Origin of the sequence: Bordetella parapertussis (assembly GCF_020735925.1) — a bacterium.
Lineage (GTDB): Bacteria > Pseudomonadota > Gammaproteobacteria > Burkholderiales > Burkholderiaceae_B > Bordetella > Bordetella pertussis.
In genome coordinates this window covers 694397-716223 of the sequence record NZ_CP085971.1, presented here as the reverse complement: position 1 = coordinate 716223, position 21827 = coordinate 694397, and the positions used below count along the sequence as shown (strand labels likewise).

Sequence of the window (21827 nt, the reverse complement as noted above, 5' to 3'; positions counted from 1 at the left end):
CGAGACCGCCATGCTCGAAACCGTCATCAAGCGCGACCGCGACCTGGGCACGCCCGCGCGCGAATCCGCCCAACTCGTCACCCTGACCATCGATGGCCAGCCGGTCAGCGTGCCGGCCGGCACCTCGGTGATGCGCGCGGCCGCCGAGGCCGGCATCAACATTCCGAAGCTGTGCGCCACCGACAGCCTGGAGCCGTTCGGCTCGTGCCGCCTGTGCCTGGTGCAGATCGAAGGCCGGCGCGGCTATCCCGCGTCGTGCACCACGCCGGTCGAGGCCGGCATGGTGGTGCAGACCGAGAACGCCAGGCTGCGCGACCTGCGCCGCGGCGTCATGGAGCTGTACATCTCCGACCACCCGCTCGACTGCCTGACCTGCCCGGCCAATGGCGATTGCGAGCTGCAGGACATGGCCGGCGTGGTGGGCCTGCGCGAAGTGCGCTACGGCTACGACGGCGAGAACCACCTGGCCGAGGCCAAGGACGAATCCAACCCGTACTTCACGTACGACCCGTCCAAGTGCATCGTCTGCAACCGCTGCGTGCGCGCCTGCGAGGAAACCCAGGGCACGTTCGCGCTGACCATCTCCGGCAAGGGCTTCGCCTCGCGCGTGTCGCCCGGCCAGGACCAGCCGTTCATGGACAGCGAATGCGTGTCGTGCGGCGCCTGCGTACAGGCCTGTCCGACCTCGACGCTGCAGGAGAAGTCCATCATCATGCTCGGCCAGGCCGAGCACTCGGTCATCACCACCTGCGCCTACTGCGGCGTGGGTTGCGGCTTCAAGGCCGAGATGAAAGGCGAGGAAGTGGTCCGCATGGTGCCGTGGAAGGACGGCCAGGCCAACCGCGGACACTCGTGCGTCAAGGGCCGCTTCGCGTGGGGCTACACCACCCACAAGGAGCGCGTGCTCAAGCCCATGATCCGCCAGCGCATCACCGACCCGTGGCGCGAAGTCTCCTGGGAGGAGGCGATCGGCCACGCCGCTTCCGAGTTCCGCCGCATCCAGGCCGCCCACGGCCGCGACGCCATCGGCGGCATTACCTCGTCGCGCTGCACCAACGAGGAGACCTGGCTGGTGCAGAAGCTGGTGCGCGCCGCGTTCGGCACCAACAACGTCGACACCTGCGCGCGCGTGTGCCATTCGCCCACCGGCTACGGGCTGAAGCAGACGCTGGGCGAATCCGCCGGCACGCAGACCTTCGATTCGGTCATGCATACCGACGTGGTCATCGTGATGGGCGCCAACCCCAGCAGCGCCCACCCGGTGTTCGCCTCGCGGCTCAAGCGCCGCCTGCGCGAAGGCGCCCTCCTGATCGTGATCGACCCGCGCCGCATCGAGCTGGTCAGCGCGCCGCACGTGAAGGCCGACTTCCACCTGCAGGTGCGCCCCGGCACCAACGTGGCGCTGCTGACCGCGATGGCGCACGTCATCGTGACCGAGGGCCTGGTCGCCGAATCCTTCGTGGCCGAACGGTGCGAGGCGCCCTCGTTCGACATGTGGCGCGAATTCGTGGCGCGCGCCGAGAACTCGCCCGAGGCCATGCAGGAAGTCACCGGCGTGCCCGCCCAGCTGGTGCGCGGCGCCGCGCGCCTGTATGCCACCGGCGGCAACGGCTCGATCTACTACGGCCTGGGCGTGACCGAACACAGCCAGGGCTCGACCACCGTGATGGCGATCGCCAACCTGGCCATGGCCACCGGCAACATCGGCCGCGAAGGCGTGGGGGTCAACCCGCTGCGCGGCCAGAACAACGTGCAGGGATCGTGCGACATGGGCTCGTTCCCGCACGAGCTGCCCGGCTATCGCCACATCTCCGACGACGCCGTGCGCGGCGAGTTCGAACGCGACTGGGGCGTGACGCTGCAGCCCGAACCGGGCCTGCGCATCCCCAACATGTTCGAGGCGGCGCTGGGCGGCAGCTTCCTGGGCCTGTACTGCCAGGGCGAGGACATCGTGCAGTCCGACCCCAACACGCAGCACGTGGCGGCGGCGCTGTCGGCGATGGAATGCATCGTGGTGCAGGACCTGTTCCTGAACGAAACCGCTAAGTACGCGCACGTCTTCCTGCCGGGCTCGTCGTTCCTGGAGAAGGACGGCACGTTCACCAACGCCGAACGGCGCATCTCGCGCGTGCGCAAGGTCATGCGGCCGCGCAACGGCATGGCCGACTGGGAAATCACCATGGCGCTGTCCAACGCCCTGGACTACCCCATGCACTACGCGCATCCGAGCGAGATCATGGACGAGATCGCGCGCCTGACGCCCACCTTCGCCGGCGTGACCTACGAGAAACTGGACCGCCTGGGCAGCATCCAGTGGCCCTGCAACGAGGACGCGCCCGAGGGCACGCCCACCATGCACATCGACGAATTCGTGCGCGGCCGCGGGCGCTTCATGCTGACCAAGTACGTCGCCACCGACGAACGCAGCACGCGCCGCTATCCGCTGCTGCTGACCACCGGGCGCATCCTGTCGCAGTACAACGTGGGCGCCCAGACCCGCCGCACGCCCAACGTCATGTGGCACGGCGAGGACGTGCTGGAGATCCATCCGCACGACGCCCAGGAGCGCGGCGTAGCCGACGGCGACTGGGTCGGCATCCAGAGCCGCGCCGGCGAAACCGTGCTGCGGGCCACCCTGACCGACCGGGTACAGCCGGGCGTGGTATATACGACGTTCCACTTCCCCGAATCGGGCGCCAACGTCGTCACCACCGACAACTCCGACTGGGCCACCAACTGCCCCGAATACAAGGTCACCGCCGTGCAGGTGACCCGCGTGTCGCAACCGTCGGAATGGCAACGGCAATGGTCGCGCTTTGCGGACGTCCAGCAGAAACTGCTGCACGAACGCGCCCGCGAGACCGAACCGGCGCTCGCCAACAAGTAGCCCCGGAGCACCGCCATGGACCGTCTGCACACTTCTTCGGCCGATTGGCCCGACCACCTCGCCACGCAGGTGGTGCGGGTGCGCGGCGGCGTGCTGCAGGCGGCCGGGCAAAGCGACCACGTGGCCGAGGAAACGCCGGTGGCGCTGGAATTCAACGGCATCAGCCACGCCACCATGCTGGTGACGCCGACCCACCTGGACGATTTCGCCCTGGGGTTCGCCTTGACCGAGGGCATCGTCGGCGGCATGGCCGATGTGCGCGGGGTCGAGCTGGAAACCCGCTGCGACGGCATCGTGGTGCAGGTGGAAATCGCCACCTCGTGCGAGGTGCGGCTGAAGGAGCGCCGCCGCGCCATGGCCGGCCGCACCGGCTGCGGCCTGTGCGGCGTGGAAACCCTGCCCGAAGTCGTGCGCGACGTGGCGCCGGCCGCCGACAGCGACGCCCTGCCTGTGCACAACGTGCTGCGGGCCATGCAGTCGCTGCGCTCGCGCCAGACGCTGCACGACGCCACCGGCGCCACCCATGCCGCCGGCTGGGCCGACGCCAGCGGCGAAGTCGTGCTGGCGCGCGAGGACGTGGGCCGCCACAACGCGCTGGACAAGCTGATCGGCGCGCTGGCGCGCCAGGGCATCGCCCCCCTGCCCGGCATGGCGGTCGTCTCCAGCCGGGCCAGCTTCGAAATGGTGCAGAAGACCGCCTCGGCCGGCATTCCCATCCTGGCGGCCGTCTCGGCGCCCACCGCGCTGGCCATCCGGCTGGCCCGCCAGACCAACGTCACCCTGCTGGGCTTCGTGCGCAACACGGACGCCACCATCTATTCCCATCCGCAGCGCATCGCTGCCTGAACGCATACGCTATGGAAATCGGCAACCTGATCCGCATGGCCAATCGCATTGGCGATTTCTTCGACGCCTACCCCGACCGCGCCGAAGCGCAGGCCAATATCGCGACCCACATCCAGAAATTCTGGGAACCGCGCATGCGCACCCAGCTGCTGGCCTTCGTGGCCCAGCACCCCGACGGCGACGACGGCCAGGCGCGCCTGAACGGCATCGTGCTGCACGCCGTGCGCGACGCCCGGGCCCGGCTGACGCCCAAGGCGTAAGATCCCGCGGCGCCTGTCCCCATGGGGACAGGCGCCTGCCACATCCCGCGGTGCCTGTCCCCACGGGGACAGGCACCGCCTTGAAGCTGCTACAGTGCCGGTTTCCGCCACTGGCCGCCTGCCGCCGTTTCACCCATGAATGACCTCCCCACCGTGCAATGGGCCGAGAACGGCGCTACCCGTCACGCCCTGTGGCGCTCGGAAAGCGGCGCGCCGGCGCCGCGCCGCATCGTGGCGGCCGACGACACGCTGAAGGCCGACGCCGCCTGGCGCCTGGCCTGCGAAGGAACGGCCATCCTGTGGCGCGGCGACTTCCACAATGCGCGCCAGCTGCTGCAGGCCATGGGCCGGCGCTTCGACAAGCGGCCCGCCAAGCCCGCCGCCAGCGCCCTGGAGGCGTTCAACCAGCATCGCATGCGGCAGGGCCAGCGCGCCCGCACGCTGGGGATGCTGCTGCTGCCGGTCGAGCCCGGCCACCACGTGGCCCTGCGGCGCGCGCCCGACGTCGGGCAGGCCTGCCTGAAGGCCTACGGCCCGGCCGCCGAACCCTATCTGGTGTCGCTGCGCGAGCTGCTGGGCCTGATCGGCGCGGCGCAATGGCAGCAGAAAGGCGTGCCCATCGCGGCGCTGGGTGCGCGCACCCACCCCCGCTACGGCGTGTTTTCCCCCGTGCGCGGCGAATATGTCGACCTGGTGGCGAACACGCCGCTGCCCGGCGGCGCCACGGCGTTCGATATCGGCACCGGCACGGGCGTGCTGGCCGCCGTGCTGGCGCGGCGCGGCCTGGACGTGACGGCCACCGACCTGGATCCGCGCGCCCTGGCCTGCGCCGCCGACAACCTGCAGCGGCTGGGCCTGGGCGGACGTGTGCGGCTGCTCCAGGCGGATCTGTTTCCGCCCGGACGCGCCGACCTGGTGGTGTGCAATCCGCCCTGGCTGCCCGCGCGGCCGTCGGCGCCGGTGGAATATGCCATCTACGACCCGGACAGCCGCATGCTGACGGGCTTTCTGGCCGGGCTGGCGGCCCATCTGAACCCGGGCGGCGAGGGCTGGCTGATCCTGTCCGACCTGGCCGAGCACCTGGGCCTGCGCAGCCGGGACTGGTTGCTGGCGCAGGTCGAACAGGCGGGATTGCGGGTCGCGGGACGCGTCGATACCCGTCCGGTCCATCCGCGCGCCAGCGACCCCGCCGACCCGCTGCACGCGGCGCGCGCGGCCGAAGTCACCTCGCTGTGGCGCCTGGCGGCCCGTTAGGCCGCCTGCCCGGCGCCGCTCAGAGCGCCACGAACCCGACCAGCGCCCCCGCGGCCAGCAGCCACAGCGGATGCACGCGCGTCAGCGTGGCCACGGCCGCCACCCCGGCCACGATGGCGGCAGTCAGCCAGCCATGCACCGAGGCGTGCGAAATGAGCGCGGCGCTGGCGGCCATCAGGCCCACGGTCATGGGAAAAATGCCGGCCTGGACCACGGCGCGCCAGGGCTGGTCCTTGAAGCGCTCCCAAAGCCCCAGCGCCACCACGGTGACCACCGACGACGGGCCGAACTTGGCCAGCGTGGTCACCAGCACTCCTTGCCAGCCCGCCACGTGCCAGCCCACCAGCGTCACCACCATCAGGTTGGGGCCGGGCGCGGCCTGGCCCAGGGCGAACAGCGCGCTGAAGTCGGCCGCCGTCATCCAGTGATGCACGTCGCCCACCTGGCGCTGCATTTCCGGCAGGATGGTATTGCCGCCGCCGAACGCCAGCAGCGACAGCTGCGCGAAGATCCCCGCCAGGGAAAGCAGGATGTCGGTCATCGACGCAGCCTCCAGGTCAGCGCGATGCTCAGCGGCGTAAGCACCAGCATGGTGGGCAACAGCGGCAGGCGCAACAGGGCGATCGCCACGAAACAGGCCGCGGCGACGGCGATGCCGGCCCACTTGCCGCGCAGCGGCCGGGCGATCTTGAGCGCCATCGACACCAGCAGGCCGGCGGCGGCCGCCGCCAGGCCCGTGAACAGGTGCTCGACGCGCGGGTCCTGCTCGTAGCGCTGGTACACCATGCCCAGCAGTATCACGATGATGGACGGCGCCAGGATCAGGCCCAGCAGGGCGGCGATGGCGCCGCGCGGGCCGCGGAATTTCATGCCCACCGCCACCGACATATTGATGATGTTGCCGCCCGGCAGGAACTGGCACAGGCCCAGCAGATCGGTGAACTCGTCGGGCGAGAGCCAGCGGCGGCGCTCGACCATCATGCTGCGCGCCAGCGGCAGCGCGCCGCCGAAGGCGGTCACCCCGAGCCAGAAGAAGCCGTTGAACAAGGCGCCGCACGAAGGCGGCGTAGCGAGGAAGGATGCGTCGGAGTCGGTCGGCACGGCAGTCATGGATGAAGCGTCCGGCGCCGCGGCGCCGGACCGGGAGCGAAGATGGCCAGCGGCCCGAAAGCCTACTCCCGGCCGACGCGATACGCAAATCGTTTGATCCCGCGCAGACGCCTGCCGCGCCGGGTGGGCTACAGTATCCATGGCAGTACCGGACAACCCGCACATTCAGGAGGCACGCATGAAGCAAGTCCTGGTTCCCGTCGATGGCTCGGAACACGCCCTGGCGGCGGTACGCGCCGTGTTGAACGCACAGCTGTATCCGTCGCTTGAGCGCGTGCACCTGGCCACGGCGCAGGTGCCGCTGTATCCGCAAGGCGTGCACATGGGTCTGTCGCAGACCGAGATCGACGCCTATTACCGCGAGGAAAGCGAGTTCGCCCTGGCCGGCGCGCAGAAGCTGCTGGAGGCGGCCGGCGTTCCCTACGAAACGCACAGCGAACTGGGGCAGGTGGCCGAAACCCTGGTCGACCTGGCCAAGCGCCTGGATGTGGACGAAATCGTCATGGGCTCGCGCGGGCTGGGCTCGATCTCGTCGGTCATGCTGGGGTCGGTCGCGACCAAGGTGCTGCACCTGGCCGAGACGCCGGTCACGCTGGTCAAGTAGCCGCCGCGCTTGCCGTAGAATGGCGCGGCCTTTTTCACCGCCGCAGCCATGAATCGCCCCACCCCGCGCGCCGGGTCCGCCCTGCTTCCCATTGTTCTGCTCCTGGTCGCCATGGCGTCGCTGCAAAGCGGCGCCTCGCTGGCCAAGACGCTGTTTCCGGCGGTGGGGGCCCAGGGCACGGCCGCCCTGCGCCTGGGTTTTTCCGCGCTGATCCTGCTGCCGCTGCTGCGGCCCTGGCGGCTGCGCCTGGACGCGGCCGGCTGGCGCGTGGTGGTCCTGTACGGCCTGGCGCTGGGCGGCATGAACCTGCTGTTCTACCTGTCGCTGCGCACCATTCCGCTGGGCATCGCCGTGGCGCTGGAGTTCACCGGACCGCTGGCGGTGGCCGTGCTGGCCTCGCGGCGCTGGCACGACTTTGCCTGGATCGGCCTGGCCGCCGGCGGCCTGTTGCTGCTGATCCCCCATGGCGCGGCCGCCGGGCCGCTGGACCCGACCGGCGTGGCCTGCGCGCTGGCGGCCGGCGCCTGCTGGGCGCTGTACATCGTGTTCGGCCAGCGCGCCGGCCTGCGCCACGGCACCCGCACGGTGGCGCTGGCGGCCACCGTCGCCGCGGCCGCGGTGCTGCCTTTCGGACTGGCGCACGCCGGCGCGGCGCTGTTCTCGCCGGCCATCATTCCGCTGGGCCTGGCCGTGGCCATTCTTTCCAGCGCACTGCCCTATGCGCTGGAAATGCAGGTGCTCACGCGCCTGCCGGCGCGCACGTTCGGCACCCTGCTCAGCCTGGAGCCGGTATTCGGCGCCCTGTCCGGCCTGCTCTTCCTCGGCGAGACGCTCAACGCCACCCAATGGCTGGCGGTGGCCGCCATCGTCGCGGCCTCGGCCGGCATCACCGTCACCGGCCGGCGGCGCGGCTGAGGCGGCGCGGGTTCCGCTCCCCGCCCCTGCGTGGCCGGCATGCCGCCGGCGCGCATCGCGGTTACCATGTTCGGTGGCGCCACACCATTGCCCCTCGCCTGGCTGCCCCGCGCCAGCGGCGGCCGCAAGGATGCTCGACGTGACCTCCGACACCTCCGCCGTACCCGACAGTTCCGCCATCGCCTACCTGCACGCCCAGCTGCAGCGCTGGGTGCGCGCCACGCCGATCCTGGAGAAAACCGATTTCGAGCCGGTGGCCGGCATCGCGGTGTGCTTCAAGTTCGAACTGCTGCAGGCCAGCGGCACCTTCAAGGCGCGCGGCGCCTTCTCCCACCTGCTGGCGCTGGACGACGCGCAACGCCAGGCCGGCGCGACCTGCGTCTCGGCCGGCAACCATGCCGTGGCCGTCGCCTACGCGGCCATGCGGCTGGGCCTGTCGGCCAAGGTAGTCATGATCAAGACCGCCAGCCCGGCGCGCGTGGCGCTGTGCCGCCAGTACGGCGCCGAGGTCGTCCTGGCCGACGACGGCCCGCAGGCCTTCGAGACGGTGCGCCGCATCGAGAACGAGGAAGGCCGCTACTTCGTGCATCCGTTCAATGGCTACCGCACGGTGCTGGGCACCGCCACGCTGGGCCACGAATGGCTGCAGCAGGCCGGCGAGCTCGATGCGGTCATCGTGCCCGTCGGCGGCGGCGGGCTGATCTCGGGCGTGGCCACCGCGATCAAGCTGGCCGCACCGCAATGCCAGGTCATCGGCGTCGAACCCGAAGGCGCCGACGCCATGCACCGCAGCTTCGCGGCCGGCGGCCCGATCAGGATGGGCCCGATGCACAGCATCGCCGACAGCCTGATGGCGCCGCACACCGAGCAGTACACCTACGACCTGTGCCGGCGCCACGTCGACCGGCTGGTCAAGGTGGACGACCACGCGCTGCGCGCCGCCATGCGGCTGCTGTTCGACCAGCTCAAGCTGGCCACCGAGCCGGCCTGCGCGGCCGCCACCGCCGCGCTGGCCGGGCCCTTGCGCAACGACCTGGCCGGCCGGCGCGTGGGCGTGCTGCTGTGCGGCACCAACACCGATCCGGCCACCTTCGCGCGCCACCTGGGCGCGGACTGAGCCGGCAAGGCCTCAGGCGCCCGAGAGCAGGTCGCGCTCGTTGAGCAGGGCGTAGACGATTTCGGGATTGCGCTCGAAGCCGCGCCGGATGGCCGCCGGAATGGCCGCGCGGGTCTTGCGGCACAGGCCCGGCTGGGCGTCCAGCTCGATGGCGATGCCGCGCACGGTGCGCACGCCACGCGCGCTGGGCACGATGCGCACCACCAGCCCCAGCAGGGCATACATGCGCCCTTGCATGGCGCGCAGATCGTCCAGGCTGGCGAGGTTCTCGAGCCGGGACGTCAGCCGCTTTTCCTCCTCGCGGGTCAGCTTGAGGATGCGCAGGTCGCCCTGCGGATCGGCCTGCAGGCGTTCGCGTTCACACACGCAGGCGCCTGGCGGACAGGGTTGGCGGAGGATGGGCGGGGCATTCATAGGAGCGCGTCGGAACCGGGGCGCAAACCGCCCCATGCGCAGGATTCTACCGGCGATCGCGCCGGCGGCCCCGGCGTGCTGGTTTACCCTGAGGCCCGGGCCCGCCGCTAGTCGCGCGTTTCCAGCAGGCGGTTGACGCGCAGCGCCAGCAGCGTGCAGGCCACGCCCGACAGCAGGTAGACGCTGACGGCCACCAGGCCGAAGCGCGCCGACAGCCCCAGCGCCACCAGCGGCGCGAACGCCGCGCCCAGCAGCCAGGCCATGTCGGCCGTGAACGCGGCGCCGGTATAGCGGAAACGGCGGATGAAGTTGGCCGTCACCGTGCCCGAGGCCTGCCCGTACGACAACCCGAGCAGCGCGAAGCCGATCAGGATGAAGGCATCCTGCGCCAGCGGCCCGCCGCCCAGCAGCCAGGGCGTGAACAGCGCGAACACGCCGATCAGCAGCGCCATCAGGCCCAGCGTGGTGCGCCGGCCGATGCGGTCGGCCAGCCAGCCCGAGGCCAGGGTGCACACGATGGCCAGCGCCGCGCCGGCGATCTGCACCACCAGCACGTCGCCGCTCATCTGGCTGGCGCCGGCCGCGATCCACGACAGCGGGAACACCGTCACCAGGTGGAACAGCGCATAGCTGGCCAGCGCCGCGAACGCGCCGATCAGCATGTTGTAGCCTTGCTCGCGCAACATCTCCGTGGTGCGGATCGGCTCGAGTTCGCCCTCTTCCATCAACTGGGTGTATTCCTCGGTCACGACCAGCCGCAGGCGCGCGAACAGCGCGACCACGTTGATGGCGAAGGCGACGAAGAAGGGATAGCGCCATCCCCAGTCGAGGAAGTCGTCGCGGGCCAGCGTCGAGATGAGGAACAGGAACAGGAACAGGGCGCTGGCGATCATGAAGCCGATGGGCGCGCCCAGCTGGCCCAGCATGGCGTACCAGCCGCGCCGCCCCGCCGGCGCGTTCAACGCCAGCAGCGAAGGCAGGCCATCCCACGAACCGCCCAGCGCCAGGCCCTGCAGGCAGCGGAACAGGCTGAGCAGCAGGATCGCGTACATGCCGATGGCGTCGTAGCCGGGCAGGAACGCCATGCCGCAGGTCGCCGTGCCCAGCAGGAACAGGGCCGCGGTCAGCTTGGCGCCGCGCCCCCAGCGCCGCTGCACCGCCATCGACAGCGCGGTGCCGAACGGGCGCGCGATGAAGGCGAACGAGAAAATCACGAACGCCCACAGCATGCCGTCGAGTTCGCTCTCGAACGGAAAGAACACGCTGGGAAACACCAGCACGCAGGCGATGCCGAAGACGAAGAAATCGAAGTATTCGGAGGCCCTGCCGATGACGACGCCGACCGCGATCTCGCCAGGCGCCACGTGCGAGTGGCTGGCGCCGCCCGAGGAGCCCGGATGGGGCGTTGCAGGGGCATAGCCGGGATGCTGCGTGGTGGTCGACATGTGATTGCTCGCTGGTCCGGAGGTTGAATTCGAAGGTCTGAATTCGCCTTTCTGCGTTCGTGCAATTCACTGCATGCGAAGCCGGGCAACGCCGCGTCGGGCCGCGCCATGGATCGCGCCGCCTGGGCGAAAAAACACCGCCACCGCACACTTTTACTCTTTTTACCCTAGATTTTTCGCGTCTTCCAGCGTAGCGTTCAGATTCATTTCCCACGGTTACGTTTCGGGGTAGGGCTATGCCGTTATTCCAAAGACTCCGCGGATTGACCATGCTGGGCGTGCTGCCCCTGCTTGCAGGGTGCAATGCGGTGCTGCTTTCGCCGTCGGGCGACATAGCGCTGCAACAACGCAATCTCATCATCATCTCGACCGGCCTGATGCTGCTGATCATCGTGCCGGTGATCGCCCTGACCCTGCTGTTCGCCTGGCGCTACCGGGCCGGCAACACCGAGGCGCGCTACGAGCCGGACTGGAACCACTCGACCGTGCTGGAGCTGCTGATCTGGTCGGCGCCGCTGCTGATCATCATCGCCCTGGGCGCGCTGACCTGGGTCAGCACCCACCAGCTCGACCCGTACCGCCCGCTGGCACGCATCGCCGACGGCCGCGACGTGCCGCCGGGCACCAAGCCGCTGGTGGTGCAGGTGGCGGCGCTGGACTGGAAATGGCTGTTCGTCTATCCCGAGCAGGGCATCGCCACCGTCAATGAAATGGCGGCCCCGGTGGACCGCCCCATCCAGTTCCAGATCACCTCCTCGTCGGTGATGAACTCGTTCTTCGTGCCGGCGCTGGCCGGCCAGATCTACGCCATGCCGGGCATGCAGACCACGCTGCACGCGGTCATCAACCACCCCGGCGAATACGAGGGCCTGTCCGCCAACTACAGCGGCGGCGGCTTCTCCGGCATGCGCTTTCGTTTCCATGGCCTGGACCAGGCCGGCTTCGACCAGTGGATCGCGCGGGTCAGGCAGGCCGGCGGCGCGCTCGATGCCAGCGCCTACCAGGCGCTGGCGCAGCCCAGCGAGCGCGAGCCGGTGCGCCATTACGCCAGCGTGGCGCCCGACCTGTTCCAGCGCATCGTCGGGCGCTGCGTCGAGCCGGGCCGCGCCTGCATGGACCACGGCAAGCCGTCTCCCGCCAAGGCGCTGGCGACGCAACTGGCCGGGCAGATCTGCCGCGGCGAGCAGGACCTGGTGCTGTAGCGCGCACGCCGCCGGCGTGCGCGCGGGCTTTCATTCATGGCTCACGCGGAAATCGACATGACTGATCAACCGGACCAAACGCTGCTCCTCGGCCGCCTGAGCTGGGAAGCCATTCCGTATCACGAGCCCATCCTGCTGGTGACGTTCATCGTCGTGGCCCTCGGCGGCATCGCGCTGCTGGGCGCCATCACCTACATGCGCGCCTGGGGCTACCTGTGGCGCGAATGGTTCACCAGCATCGACCACAAGAAGATCGGCATCATGTACGTGGTGCTGGGCATCGTGATGCTGCTGCGCGGCTTCGCCGACGCCATCATGATGCGGCTGCAGCAGGCCATCGCCTTCGGCGACAACCTGGGCTACCCGCCGCCGCACCACTACGACCAGATCTTCACCGCGCACGGCGTGATCATGATCTTCTTCGTCGCCATGCCGCTGGTGACCGGCCTGATGAACTACATCGTGCCGCTGCAGATCGGCGCGCGCGACGTGGCCTTTCCGTTTCTCAACAATTTCAGTTTCTGGATGACCGCCACCGGCGCGGTGCTGGTGATGATGTCGCTGTTCGTGGGCGAATTCGCCCGCACCGGCTGGCTGGCCTATCCCCCGCTATCGGGCATCCTGCACAGTCCGGACGTGGGGGTCGACTACTACATCTGGGCCTTGCAGATCGCCGGGGTGGGCACCTTGCTTTCAGGCGTCAACCTGCTGGTGACCATCGTCAAGATGCGCGCGCCGGGCATGACGCTGATGCGCATGCCGGTGTTCACCTGGACGGCGCTGTGCACCAACATCCTGATCGTGGCGGCGTTCCCGGTGCTGACGGCGGTGCTGGCGCTGTTGTCGATGGACCGCTACGTCGGCACCAACTTCTTCACCGCGGACGGCGGCGGCAACGCCATGATGTACGTGAACCTGGTGTGGATCTGGGGCCACCCCGAGGTGTACATCCTGATCCTGCCGGCATTCGGCATCTTCTCCGAGGTGGTGGCCACGTACTGCCGCAAGCGCCTGTTCGGCTACGCCTCGATGGTGTACGCCACGGTGGTCATCACCGTGCTGTCCTACCTGGTCTGGCTGCACCATTTCTTCACCATGGGCTCGGGCGCGAGCGTCAACTCGTTCTTCGGGATCACCACGATGATCATTTCGATCCCGACCGGCGCCAAGATCTTCAACTGGCTGTTCACCATGTACCGCGGCCGCATCCACTTCGAAGTGCCCATGCTGTGGACCCTGGGCTTCATGGTGACCTTCGTCATCGGCGGCATGACCGGCGTGCTGCTGGCGGTGCCGCCGGCCGACTTCGCGCTGCACAACAGCCTGTTCCTGATCGCGCACTTTCACAACGTCATCATCGGCGGCGTGCTATTCGGCCTGATGGCCGGCATCACCTACTGGTTTCCCAAGGCGTTCGGCTACCGGCTCGACCCGTTCTGGGGCAAGTGCTCGTTCTGGTTCTGGCTGGTGGGCTTCTACCTGGCCTTCATGCCGCTGTACGTGCTGGGGCTGATGGGCGTGACGCGCCGGGTCAACCATTTCGAGGACGCCTCGCTGCAGATCTGGTTCCAGGCCGCGGCGCTGGGCGCGCTGCTGATCGCCCTGGGCATCGCCAACTTCCTGATCCAGCTGGTGGTCAGCTATCGCCGCCGCGAGGCGCTGCGCGACGACACCGGCGACCCATGGGACGGCCGCACGCTGGAGTGGTCCACCTCGTCGCCGCCGCCGGCCTACAACTTCGCGTTCACGCCGCGCGTGCACGACCTGGACGCCTGGTGGCAGATGAAGCAATGCGGCTACGCCCGCCCGCAGCAGGGCTTCGTGCCCATCCACATGCCCAGCAACACCTGGGCCGGCATCGTGCTGGCCGGGCTCAGCGGCGTGCTGGGCTTCGCCCTGATCTGGCACATGTGGCCGCTGGTCGTGCTGGCGTTCGCCGCGCTGATCGGCGTGACCATCGCCCATACCTTCAACTACCAGCGGGACCACTACGTACCGGCCGAGGAAGTCGTCCGCTGCGAAGCCGCCCGCACCGCGCTCCTGTCCCGACATGTCTGAGCCCACCGCCACCACCCTGCCCCCGTCCGCCCCGGATCCGGAACGCCTGTTCTACGTCCCCGGCGAGCATCACCCGAAGAACGGCACCCTGCTGGGCTTCTGGGTCTACCTGATGAGCGACTGCCTGGTGTTCGCGTGCCTGTTCGCCACCTATGGCGTGGTGGGCCGCAACTACGACGGCGGACCCACCGGCGCGGAACTGTTCGACCTGCCGCTGGTGGCGGTCAATACCTCGCTGCTGCTGCTGCTGTCGTCCATCACCTACGGCTTCGCCATGCTGGAAATGCGCCGCCAGCGCATCGGCGCCACGCAGGCCTGGCTGGCGGTCACCGGGCTGCTGGGCGCCGGCTTCCTGGGCCTGGAGCTGTACGAGTTCGCCCACCTGATCCACCAGGGCGCCGGCCCGCAGCGCAGCGCCTTCCTGTCGGCCTTCTTCACCCTGGTCGGCACGCACGGCCTGCACGTCACCTTCGGCATCGTCTGGCTGGTGACGCTGATGGTGCAGGTCTCCCGCCACGGCCTGATCCCCGAGAACCGGCGCTGCCTGATGTGCCTGTCGATGTTCTGGCACTTCCTGGACCTCATCTGGGTCGGCGTGTTCACCTTCGTCTACCTGATGGGAGTCCTGCCATGAGCGAGCGCACCGAGCACGCGGCCGATCTGCCGCCCCCGCATGGCGCCGGCCATCACCACGAGGACGACGACGGCCCGCACGGCACGCTGGCGAGCTACCTGACCGGTTTCGTGCTGGCCGCGATCCTCACGGCGATCCCGTTCTGGCTGGTCATGGACGGCGTATTCGCCAGCTCGCGCACCACCGCGCTGGTTATACTGGCGTTCGCAGTGGTGCAGATCGTCGTGCACCTGGTTTATTTCTTGCACATGGACGCCAAGTCGGAAAGCGGCTGGAACATGCTGGCGCTGATCTTCACGCTGGTGCTGGTCGTGATTACGCTCAGTGGCTCGATCTGGATCATGTATCACCTCAATAGCAACATGATGCCCATGTCCGTGCATGACGTACGGAACATGCCTTGACACATCCCGCGCAGCAAAACGCGGCCGGCGGCCGCGAACCCGCCCCGACGCGCCGACCGCGCAGCGCAGCGACCCTGATCATCCTGGCCGCGCTGGCGGCCGCGCTGTTCGCCGGCGCCTGCGCGCTGGGCGTCTGGCAAATACACCGCCTGGCCTGGAAGCGCAACCTCATCGCGCAGGTCGAGACGCGCGCGCACGCGCCGGCCACGCCCGCCCCGGCGCCGGCCGACTGGCCCGGCCTGAGCAACGCCAATGCCGAATACCGGCGCGTCGCCGCCAGCGGCACCTGGCATTACGCCGGCCAGACCCTGGTGCAGGCGGCCACCGAACTGGGCAGCGGCTATTGGGTCATGACGCCGCTGCGCCTGGACGGCGGCGGCACGGTGCTGGTCAACCGCGGCTTCGTGCTGCCCGAATGGCGCCGCCAGCAGTCGGCCGGCGACGCCGCGCGGCCGGACGCGCCGGCGCGGGTCGAAGGCTTGCTGCGCATGGGCGAGCCGGCCGGCGGATTCCTGCGCGAGAACAAGCCCGCCGCGGAGCTCTGGTACTCGCGCGACCTGCCCGCCATCGCCGCGCGGCGCGGCCTGGGCGAAGTGGCGCCCTACTTCATCGACGCCGATGCCGCCGCCGGCGCGCCGCGCAACCCCGCGCAGGCGCCGGTGGGAGGGCTGACGGTGCTCAGCTTCCCCAACAACCACCTGGGCTATGCCATCACCTGGTTCGGCCTGGCCGCCATGGTGCTCGCGGGCGCGGCCATCGTCGCGCGCCACGAGCTGCGCGCGCGCCGGCGCGGCTGAACGCGCCGCCCGCGTTTGCGCCCGGGCGCCGCGCCTGCTCAAATAGCCTGCTCGGACACCTCCAGGAGACGCCCATGAGTACGGAAAAAACAGCCATCGTCACGGCCGGCGGCAGCGGCATGGGCGCCGCGGCCGCGCGCCGGCTTGCCGCCGACGGCTTTCGTGTCGCCATTCTTTCAGCGTCGGGCAAGGGCGAGGCGCTGGCCGCCGAGCTGGGCGGACTGGGCATGACCGGCTCCAACCTCGAGCCGGCCGACCTGCAGGCGCTGGTAGACGCCACCCTGCAGCGCTGGGGCCGCATCGACGCGGTCGTCAACAGCGCCGGGCACGGGCCCAAGGGCGCGCTGCTGGAGATCGACGACGCCGGCTGGCACGCGGGCATGGACTACTACCTGCTGAACGTGGTGCGCATCGCCCGGCTGGTCACGCCCGTCATGCGCGAGCAGGGCGGCGGCAGCATCGTCAATATTTCCACCTACGCCACCTTCGAACCCGAAGCGGCGTTCCCGACCTCGGGCGTGCTGCGCGCCGGACTGGCCGCCTTCACCAAGCTGTACGCCGACCAGTACGCCGCCGACAACGTGCGCATGAACAACGTGCTGCCCGGCTTCATCGACAGCCTGCCCGAGAAGGAAGACCGCCGCGCGCGCATTCCCATGGGCCGCTACGGCCGCGCCGAAGAGGTGGCCGACCTGATCGCCTTCCTGGCCTCGTCGCAATCCAGCTACATCACCGGCCAGAACATCCGCATCGACGGCGGCATCACGCGCTCGGTCTGAGCGCAGCCGCCCTTTTCAATCCGATCCGGCCATGAGCACGCTCTACACCCTGACCCGCGGCGACGCGCCGCTGGTCGTCAACATCCCCCACGTCGGCACCTGGGTGCCGGCCGAACTGCGCCCGCTGATGCAGGCCGAGGCGCTGGGCGTGCCCGACACCGACTGGCACGTCGACCGCCTGTACGATTTCGTGCGCGCACGCGGCGTCACGCTGATGGCGGCCACCCACTCGCGCTACGTCATCGACCTGAACCGCGACCCCGACGGCGGCGTGCTGTATCCGGGCGCCTCCAACACCGAGCTGTGTCCCACCACGCGCTTTGACGGCGGCCCGGTCTGGCGGGACGAGGCCGCCGGCCATCCGCTGCTCGACGTGGCGGCGCGCCGTCGCCAGTACTTCGACCCCTACCACGCCCAGCTGGCCGCCGAACTGGCGCGCGTGCAGGCGCGCCATGGCTATGCCGTGCTGCTGGACGGACACTCCATCATTTCGCACTGCGCGCGTTTTTTCGACGGCAAGCTGCCCGACCTCAACCTGGGCACCGCCGACGGCGCCAGCTGCCCGCCCGGCCTGCAGCAGGCGGCCGCCCAGGCCTTGCAGGCGGACGGCTTCACCACGGCGGTCAACGGACGCTTCAAGGGCGGCTGGATCACCCGCCACTACGGGCGGCCGGCCGAGGGCTATCACGCCCTGCAGCTGGAAATGTCCCTGTCGGCCTACATGACCGAGCAAGCGCCCTTCCATTGGCAACCGGAACGCGCTGAGCCGCTGCGCCAGGTGCTGGAAACGCTGGTCGCGGCGCTGCTGGCCTGGCGCGCCTGAGGGCGGCGGCGCGCGCCGCCTCTAGCCCAGCTCGCGATAGACCTCCTGCGCCACCTTCAGCAGCGCGTCGCGCTCCAGCTCGCCCGACAGGGCATAGCCGAACTTGCCCTCGACCCAGTAGAACACCCTCACCGGGCCGTCCTGCGTAAAGCGGAAAGCGGTCTGGTCGCCCTGCGCTTCGCGGGTCACGTACAGGGTCAGGCGCTGGCCGCCGGGCCCGCCGTACATGAATTGCGCCACCGGCCCCTGCCCGCCCGGCAGCAGGCGCCCGCCCATCAGGTGGTAGCCGGCCGCCGCCAGGTTGGGCGCGTGCACAGCCGCGCCCAGGCGGCGCGTCAGCCAGGTGACCAGGGCCTGCTCCTGCTCGGCGCCCATCTCGACCGGCCGGCGCACGTCGGCGGCATAGACCGCGTGCGCGACCGCGGCGCGGCGCGCGAACACCATGCCTTCGGCCGCCGCCTGGCGTTGCGCCACGGCCTGGCGCGCATCGAGTTCGCCGCGCACCAGCCAGGCGGCGCTGGCGCTGGTCACGGCGATCGCCAGCCCGGCCGCCAGCATCCCCCAGCGATAGCGCGCCGGCGGCAGGCGCAAGGGCAAGGGCTCTTCCAGCACCGGGTCCAGCAAGGCGCGCAGGCCGGCATTCTGGCGCCGCCAGCCCTCGACCCGCGCATGCGCCTCGGGGTGGGCCGCCAGGAAAGCCGCGACCTCCGCCCGGCGCGCATCGCCCAGCTGGCCATCCGCATACGCATGCAGGTCGGCCTCGCCGATCGGCGCGCCGGGAACATCGAGAACGTGGAACGGGTGCTCGCTCATGTGGCTCTGATCCGCTGGACGGTGCTGGCGGCCGGCGCCTCGGCCTGGACCTGCAGCAGCGCGGCCAGGCGCTCGCGCGCGCGCGACAGGCGGGACATGACGGTGCCTATCGGCACCTCCAGCACCTGCGCGGCTTCGCGGTAGGTGAACTCCTCGACGGCGACCAGCAGCAGCACCGCGCGCAGGTCCGCCGGCAGCCGTTGCAGGTGCCGGTCCAGGTCGCGCACTTCGAGCCGGTCGGCCTGGGTCGCGCGCACGGGCAGCTCCGGGATCTCGGTCTCGGCCCCGTAATCGGCCTGGCGCTTTTGCGCCCGCAAGCCGTCGATGAATTGATTGTGCATGATGCCGAACATCCAGGCGCGCAACTCCCCGCGCCGCTGCCAGCGCGAAAACCGGCTCCAGGCACGCTCCAGCGTGTCCTGGACCAGGTCATCGGCCCGGTCGCGCTCGCCCGTCAGCCCGCGCGCGTAGCGGCGCAGGCTGGGGATGCAGGCCACGATCAGGGCCTCGTCTTCGGGGCGCATGCGCCGTCAGCCGCGCCGCGGCCCGGCTGCCGCGCCCGGTGCGCGCAGTCTCACGGCTTGATCACGTGCCAGACGTTGTTCTTGTTGTCGCCCGTCTTGTCGCCCGGCTTGGCGTCGGCGGCGAACAGATACACCGGCTTGCCCTTGTGCGCCCACTGGCTGGACCCATCGTCGCGCTTGACGATGCTCCAGTCGCCCTGGGCCTTGGCATCGCCGGCGGCCATCAGGGGCGGCCAGTTCTTGGCGCATTGGTCATTGCAGACGCTCTTGCCGCCGGCGTCCTTGTCGAACGTATACAGCGTCATGCCCTTGGCGTCGACCAACATCCCGCCCTTTTCCATGGCGGGCGCCTGGGCCAGGGCGGCTCCGGCGTAGAGGGAGGAAACCAGCAACAGTGCGGCGGTATGGCGGATGCTCATGGCGAATCTCCTGGTGAGGTGGGTACATCACCACTACAGACGATAACGCATGGCTGATTATTCCCGCCGGCCGGCGGGTGCTTGTCACTGCGGGGGGAGCGAGGGTGCCTGTCCCCGCCGGGACAGGCACCCCGGGGGCTCAGTCGCGGAAATTCTCGAATTGCAGCGGCAGGTCGACATCGGTCTTGCGCAGCAGCGCGATGACAGCCTGCAGGTCGTCGCGCTTCTTGCCGGTGATGCGCAGCTTCTCGCCGTTGATCTGGCTCTCGACCTTGACCTTGCTGGCCTTGATGGCCGCGATCAGCTTCTTGGCGATGGCCTGCTCGATGCCCTGCTTGATGGTGACCTTCTGCCGGGCGCCGCCCAGGTTCTCGAGCGGATCGGCCACGTCCATGCAACGCACGTCTATACTGCGTGCAGACAAACGGCCGCGCAGGATATCCAGCATCTGCTTGAGCTGGAACGCACTGGGCGCGACCTGGGTAACCACGTAGCCCTCCAGTTCGAAGCTGGCATTGGTGCCCTTGAAATCGAAACGGGTGGACAGTTCGCGGTTGGCCTGGTCGACGGCGTTGGTCAATTCGTGTTTGTCGACCTCGGAAACAACATCGAAGCTGGGCATGGCGCGGGTCCTGTAAAAAAGACGGATACATGATCGGCGGCACGGCCACGGGCGGCCGGCGCCAATGCCCGGCATTGTGGCATGAAACCCTCGCAGCCCGCTTCCCCCGCCTCACGACAAGGAACCCGTAATGCTCTATGCCAGCCTGAAATTCCTGCACCTGCTGTCCATCATCCTCTGGGTGGGCGGCATGGCGTTCGCGCACTGTTTTCTGCGGCCCGCCGTGGCGGCGCTGGAGCCGCCGGCGCGCCTGCGGCTGATGCACGACGTGCTGGGCCGGTTCCTGCGCGCCACCCAGTATGCGGTGCTGATCGTCCTGGCCACCGGCGCCTACATGATGGCCCAGGCGATGGGCGCCGGCCTGGCGCGTCCGCCCGTCGGCTGGCACGTCATGGCCGGCCTGGGCCTGCTCATGGCGCTGGTCTTCGTCCACGTGCGCTACGTGCTGTTTCGCCGGCTGGCCCGCGCCGTGGCGGCGCAGGACTGGCCGGCCGGCGGCGCCGCCATGGCGCCGATACGGGGCTGGGTGGCCGTCAACCTGGCGCTGGCCGTGGTGATCCTGGCCGCGCTGATGCTGGCCTGAGGCCGCCTCAATCGCCCGGCGGCGGCGCGGCGGTCGGGTCCATGTAGACCAGTTCCCAGATATGGCCGTCGAGGTCCTGAAAACCGTGCTGGTACATGAACCCGTGGTCCTTGGCCTCGTTGTAGGTCTTGCCGCCGGCCGCCACGGCGCGCCGCACCATGCGGTCGACCTCGGCCCGGCTGTCCATCGACAGGCACAGCAGCACTTCCGTCTGCGTGTGCGCGTCGCACACGGCCTTGGGCGTGAAGGTCTGGAAAAACGACTCGACCAGCAACATCACGTAGATGTTGTCGTCCACGATCATGCAGGTGGCGTTCTCGTCGGTGAACTGCGGATTGAACGCATAGCCCAGTTGCTTGAAGAACGCGACCGAGCGCGGCAGATCCGCGACCGGCAGATTGACATAGATTTCGGTCGCCATGGTTTTCCTTGGTCGGACATGAAGGCATGCGCCGCGCGGGCTGCATGGCGGCACCCGGTACAGCTTACGACGACAAGGCGCGCCCGGCACCCCCGGGATTGCACCCAGATGACGGTTTATGTCAGCGGCGGGGCAAGGCGCCGGCGGGGTTGACGGCCTTGCCGTCGCGGCGCAATTCGAAATACAGGTTGACCTGGCTGCTGTCGGTGTCGCCCATCTCGGCGATCCGCTGGCCTTGCGACACGCGCTGGCCCTGCTTGACCAGCAGTTTGCGGTTGTGCGCGTAGATGGTCAGGAAGCTGCCGTCGTGGCGCACGATGACCAGGTTGCCGTAGCCGCGCAAGCCATTGCTGGCGTAGGCGACCGTGCCGCCCGCGGCCGCCACCACCGACGTGCCGGCGCTGTTGGCGATGGTGATGCCCAGGACGCTGGAGCCGTTGAATTGGCGCGTGACCTTGCCGTCGGCCGGCCATATCAGCGTAATGCCGCGTATCGGCGCGGCCGGCTTGGCGGGCGCCTGGCCGTCGCTCTTGCCGCTGGCCGCGCGCGGCGGCGGGCTGGCGCTGCCGCCCGTGCCCGGCGGCTTGACGCGCAGCAACTGCCCCTTCTCGATGCGGTTGGCGTTGGCCAGCTTGTTCCAGCGCACCAGGTCGCCGACGCTCTGGCCATGCTTGCGCGCGATGCTGTGCAGCGTGTCGCCGCTTTGCACGCGGTAGAAGGCGCCGCCGCTGCCGCCCCCAGGCCGCTGAGGGCTCGGATGGCTGGCGGGAACACGCGATTCGGGGCACTGAAAATGGCAGCAAAACAGGGTCGGCGATGGGCGGCGCGCAGGACGCGATGCCCAAGGGTACCAAGAAATTGCCCGATGCTGCGCTGCGCAAGCCGCGCGGCTTGCG

At 69.5% G+C, this 21827-nt stretch carries 24 protein-coding genes and 1 pseudogene; 15 read left to right on the top strand and 10 right to left on the bottom strand.

Annotated elements, in window-relative coordinates:
* Positions 1–10 precede the first annotated feature (10 nt).
* From fdhF to LK409_RS03370, 4 genes are all read left to right on the top strand, one after another.
* Positions 11–2887 carry a formate dehydrogenase subunit alpha gene (fdhF, locus tag LK409_RS03385; RefSeq protein ID WP_010927856.1) on the top strand — a complete coding sequence of 959 codons (2877 nt, stop codon included), beginning with the start codon at positions 11–13 and terminating at the stop codon, positions 2885–2887.
* A gap of 15 nt (positions 2888–2902) precedes the next feature.
* Positions 2903–3733 carry a formate dehydrogenase accessory sulfurtransferase FdhD gene (gene fdhD, locus LK409_RS03380; RefSeq protein ID WP_010927855.1) on the top strand — a complete coding sequence of 277 codons (831 nt, stop codon included), beginning with the start codon at positions 2903–2905 and terminating at the stop codon, positions 3731–3733.
* Positions 3734–3744: 11 nt separating this feature from the next.
* Positions 3745–3993: a formate dehydrogenase subunit delta gene (locus tag LK409_RS03375; RefSeq protein WP_003809306.1), complete on the top strand. Its 249-nt coding sequence runs from the start codon at positions 3745–3747 to the stop codon at positions 3991–3993.
* Between the two features lie 135 nt (positions 3994–4128).
* Entirely contained in the window at positions 4129–5247 is a 1119-nt protein-coding gene (locus LK409_RS03370) for a methyltransferase (protein ID WP_010927854.1), read from the top strand.
* A gap of 19 nt (positions 5248–5266) precedes the next feature.
* Here LK409_RS03370 and LK409_RS03365 read toward each other — a convergent pair whose 3' ends face one another.
* On the bottom strand, positions 5267–5788 hold the full coding sequence (locus tag LK409_RS03365) for a chromate transporter (RefSeq protein WP_010927853.1): 522 nt from the start codon (positions 5786–5788) through the stop codon (positions 5267–5269).
* Complete coding sequence (locus tag LK409_RS03360) at positions 5785–6357, bottom strand: chromate transporter (protein WP_003809301.1); 573 nt, start codon at positions 6355–6357, stop codon at positions 5785–5787. The genes LK409_RS03365 and LK409_RS03360 overlap by 4 nt, the downstream gene beginning before the upstream one ends.
* A 178-nt stretch (positions 6358–6535) precedes the next feature.
* Between LK409_RS03360 and LK409_RS03355 the strand changes: the two genes are divergently transcribed.
* The 3 genes from LK409_RS03355 to LK409_RS03345 all read left to right on the top strand — a co-directional run bounded on the left by LK409_RS03355 (position 6536) and on the right by LK409_RS03345 (position 8993).
* Positions 6536–6961, top strand: coding sequence for a universal stress protein (locus LK409_RS03355; RefSeq protein ID WP_003809299.1), 426 nt, complete (start codon positions 6536–6538; stop codon positions 6959–6961).
* A 48-nt stretch (positions 6962–7009) separates the two neighbouring features.
* Complete coding sequence (gene rhtA / locus LK409_RS03350; RefSeq protein ID WP_010927852.1) at positions 7010–7876, top strand: threonine/homoserine exporter RhtA; 867 nt, start codon at positions 7010–7012, stop codon at positions 7874–7876.
* Between the two features lie 130 nt (positions 7877–8006).
* Positions 8007–8993, top strand: a complete 987-nt coding sequence (locus LK409_RS03345) for a threonine/serine dehydratase (protein WP_003809293.1) — start codon at positions 8007–8009, stop codon at positions 8991–8993.
* A 12-nt stretch (positions 8994–9005) separates the two neighbouring features.
* Here the strand turns inward: LK409_RS03345 and LK409_RS03340 are convergent, their stop codons facing one another.
* Complete coding sequence (locus LK409_RS03340) at positions 9006–9407, bottom strand: hypothetical protein (protein WP_003809291.1); 402 nt, start codon at positions 9405–9407, stop codon at positions 9006–9008.
* A gap of 107 nt (positions 9408–9514) precedes the next feature.
* Entirely contained in the window at positions 9515–10852 is a 1338-nt protein-coding gene (locus LK409_RS03335; protein WP_010927851.1) for an MFS transporter, read from the bottom strand.
* Between the two features lie 236 nt (positions 10853–11088).
* On the opposite strand from LK409_RS03335, the gene cyoA reads away from it, so the two are divergent.
* The 7 genes from cyoA to hutG all read left to right on the top strand — a co-directional run bounded on the left by cyoA (position 11089) and on the right by hutG (position 17549).
* Entirely contained in the window at positions 11089–12054 is a 966-nt protein-coding gene (cyoA, locus tag LK409_RS03330) for a ubiquinol oxidase subunit II (RefSeq protein WP_003809287.1), read from the top strand.
* A gap of 57 nt (positions 12055–12111) precedes the next feature.
* The gene (cyoB, locus tag LK409_RS03325) at positions 12112–14112 is read left to right on the top strand and encodes a cytochrome o ubiquinol oxidase subunit I (RefSeq protein ID WP_041937364.1); all 2001 of its coding nucleotides are present in this window, start codon (positions 12112–12114) and stop codon (positions 14110–14112) included.
* Positions 14105–14746 (top strand): cytochrome o ubiquinol oxidase subunit III, encoded by a 642-nt coding sequence (gene cyoC, locus LK409_RS03320; protein ID WP_041937126.1) that lies wholly within the window; start codon positions 14105–14107, stop codon positions 14744–14746. Before cyoB ends, cyoC begins: the two co-directional genes overlap by 8 nt.
* Entirely contained in the window at positions 14743–15150 is a 408-nt protein-coding gene (cyoD, locus tag LK409_RS03315) for a cytochrome o ubiquinol oxidase subunit IV (protein ID WP_003809276.1), read from the top strand. The genes cyoC and cyoD overlap by 4 nt, the downstream gene beginning before the upstream one ends.
* Positions 15147–15947 (top strand): SURF1 family protein, encoded by an 801-nt coding sequence (locus LK409_RS03310; protein ID WP_010927848.1) that lies wholly within the window; start codon positions 15147–15149, stop codon positions 15945–15947. The genes cyoD and LK409_RS03310 overlap by 4 nt, the downstream gene beginning before the upstream one ends.
* A 74-nt stretch (positions 15948–16021) precedes the next feature.
* On the top strand, positions 16022–16726 hold the full coding sequence (locus LK409_RS03305; protein ID WP_003809261.1) for an SDR family oxidoreductase: 705 nt from the start codon (positions 16022–16024) through the stop codon (positions 16724–16726).
* A 31-nt stretch (positions 16727–16757) separates the two neighbouring features.
* Positions 16758–17549 carry an N-formylglutamate deformylase gene (hutG, locus tag LK409_RS03300; RefSeq protein WP_003809259.1) on the top strand — a complete coding sequence of 264 codons (792 nt, stop codon included), beginning with the start codon at positions 16758–16760 and terminating at the stop codon, positions 17547–17549.
* 21 nt (positions 17550–17570) lie between these two features.
* Here the strand turns inward: hutG and LK409_RS03295 are convergent, their stop codons facing one another.
* The 4 genes from LK409_RS03295 to LK409_RS03280 form a co-directional block, all read right to left on the bottom strand.
* Positions 17571–18362: an anti-sigma factor family protein gene (locus tag LK409_RS03295; protein WP_010927847.1), complete on the bottom strand. Its 792-nt coding sequence runs from the start codon at positions 18360–18362 to the stop codon at positions 17571–17573.
* Positions 18359–18886 carry an RNA polymerase sigma factor gene (locus LK409_RS03290; RefSeq protein WP_010927846.1) on the bottom strand — a complete coding sequence of 176 codons (528 nt, stop codon included), beginning with the start codon at positions 18884–18886 and terminating at the stop codon, positions 18359–18361. Before LK409_RS03290 ends, LK409_RS03295 begins: the two co-directional genes overlap by 4 nt.
* 50 nt (positions 18887–18936) lie before the next feature.
* Positions 18937–19305: a COG4315 family predicted lipoprotein gene (locus LK409_RS03285; RefSeq protein ID WP_003809253.1), complete on the bottom strand. Its 369-nt coding sequence runs from the start codon at positions 19303–19305 to the stop codon at positions 18937–18939.
* Positions 19306–19444: 139 nt separating this feature from the next.
* Entirely contained in the window at positions 19445–19927 is a 483-nt protein-coding gene (locus tag LK409_RS03280) for a YajQ family cyclic di-GMP-binding protein (protein ID WP_003809252.1), read from the bottom strand.
* Positions 19928–20057: 130 nt separating this feature from the next.
* Between LK409_RS03280 and LK409_RS03275 the strand changes: the two genes are divergently transcribed.
* Positions 20058–20510, top strand: a complete 453-nt coding sequence (locus LK409_RS03275; protein WP_003809250.1) for a CopD family protein — start codon at positions 20058–20060, stop codon at positions 20508–20510.
* Positions 20511–20517: 7 nt separating this feature from the next.
* Here LK409_RS03275 and LK409_RS03270 read toward each other — a convergent pair whose 3' ends face one another.
* Together LK409_RS03270 and LK409_RS03265 are read right to left on the bottom strand one after the other, a co-directional pair.
* Positions 20518–20931, bottom strand: coding sequence for a VOC family protein (locus tag LK409_RS03270; RefSeq protein ID WP_003809248.1), 414 nt, complete (start codon positions 20929–20931; stop codon positions 20518–20520).
* Between the two features lie 121 nt (positions 20932–21052).
* Positions 21053–21719: pseudogene (locus LK409_RS03265) on the bottom strand (peptidoglycan DD-metalloendopeptidase family protein).
* Positions 21720–21827 lie beyond the last annotated feature (108 nt).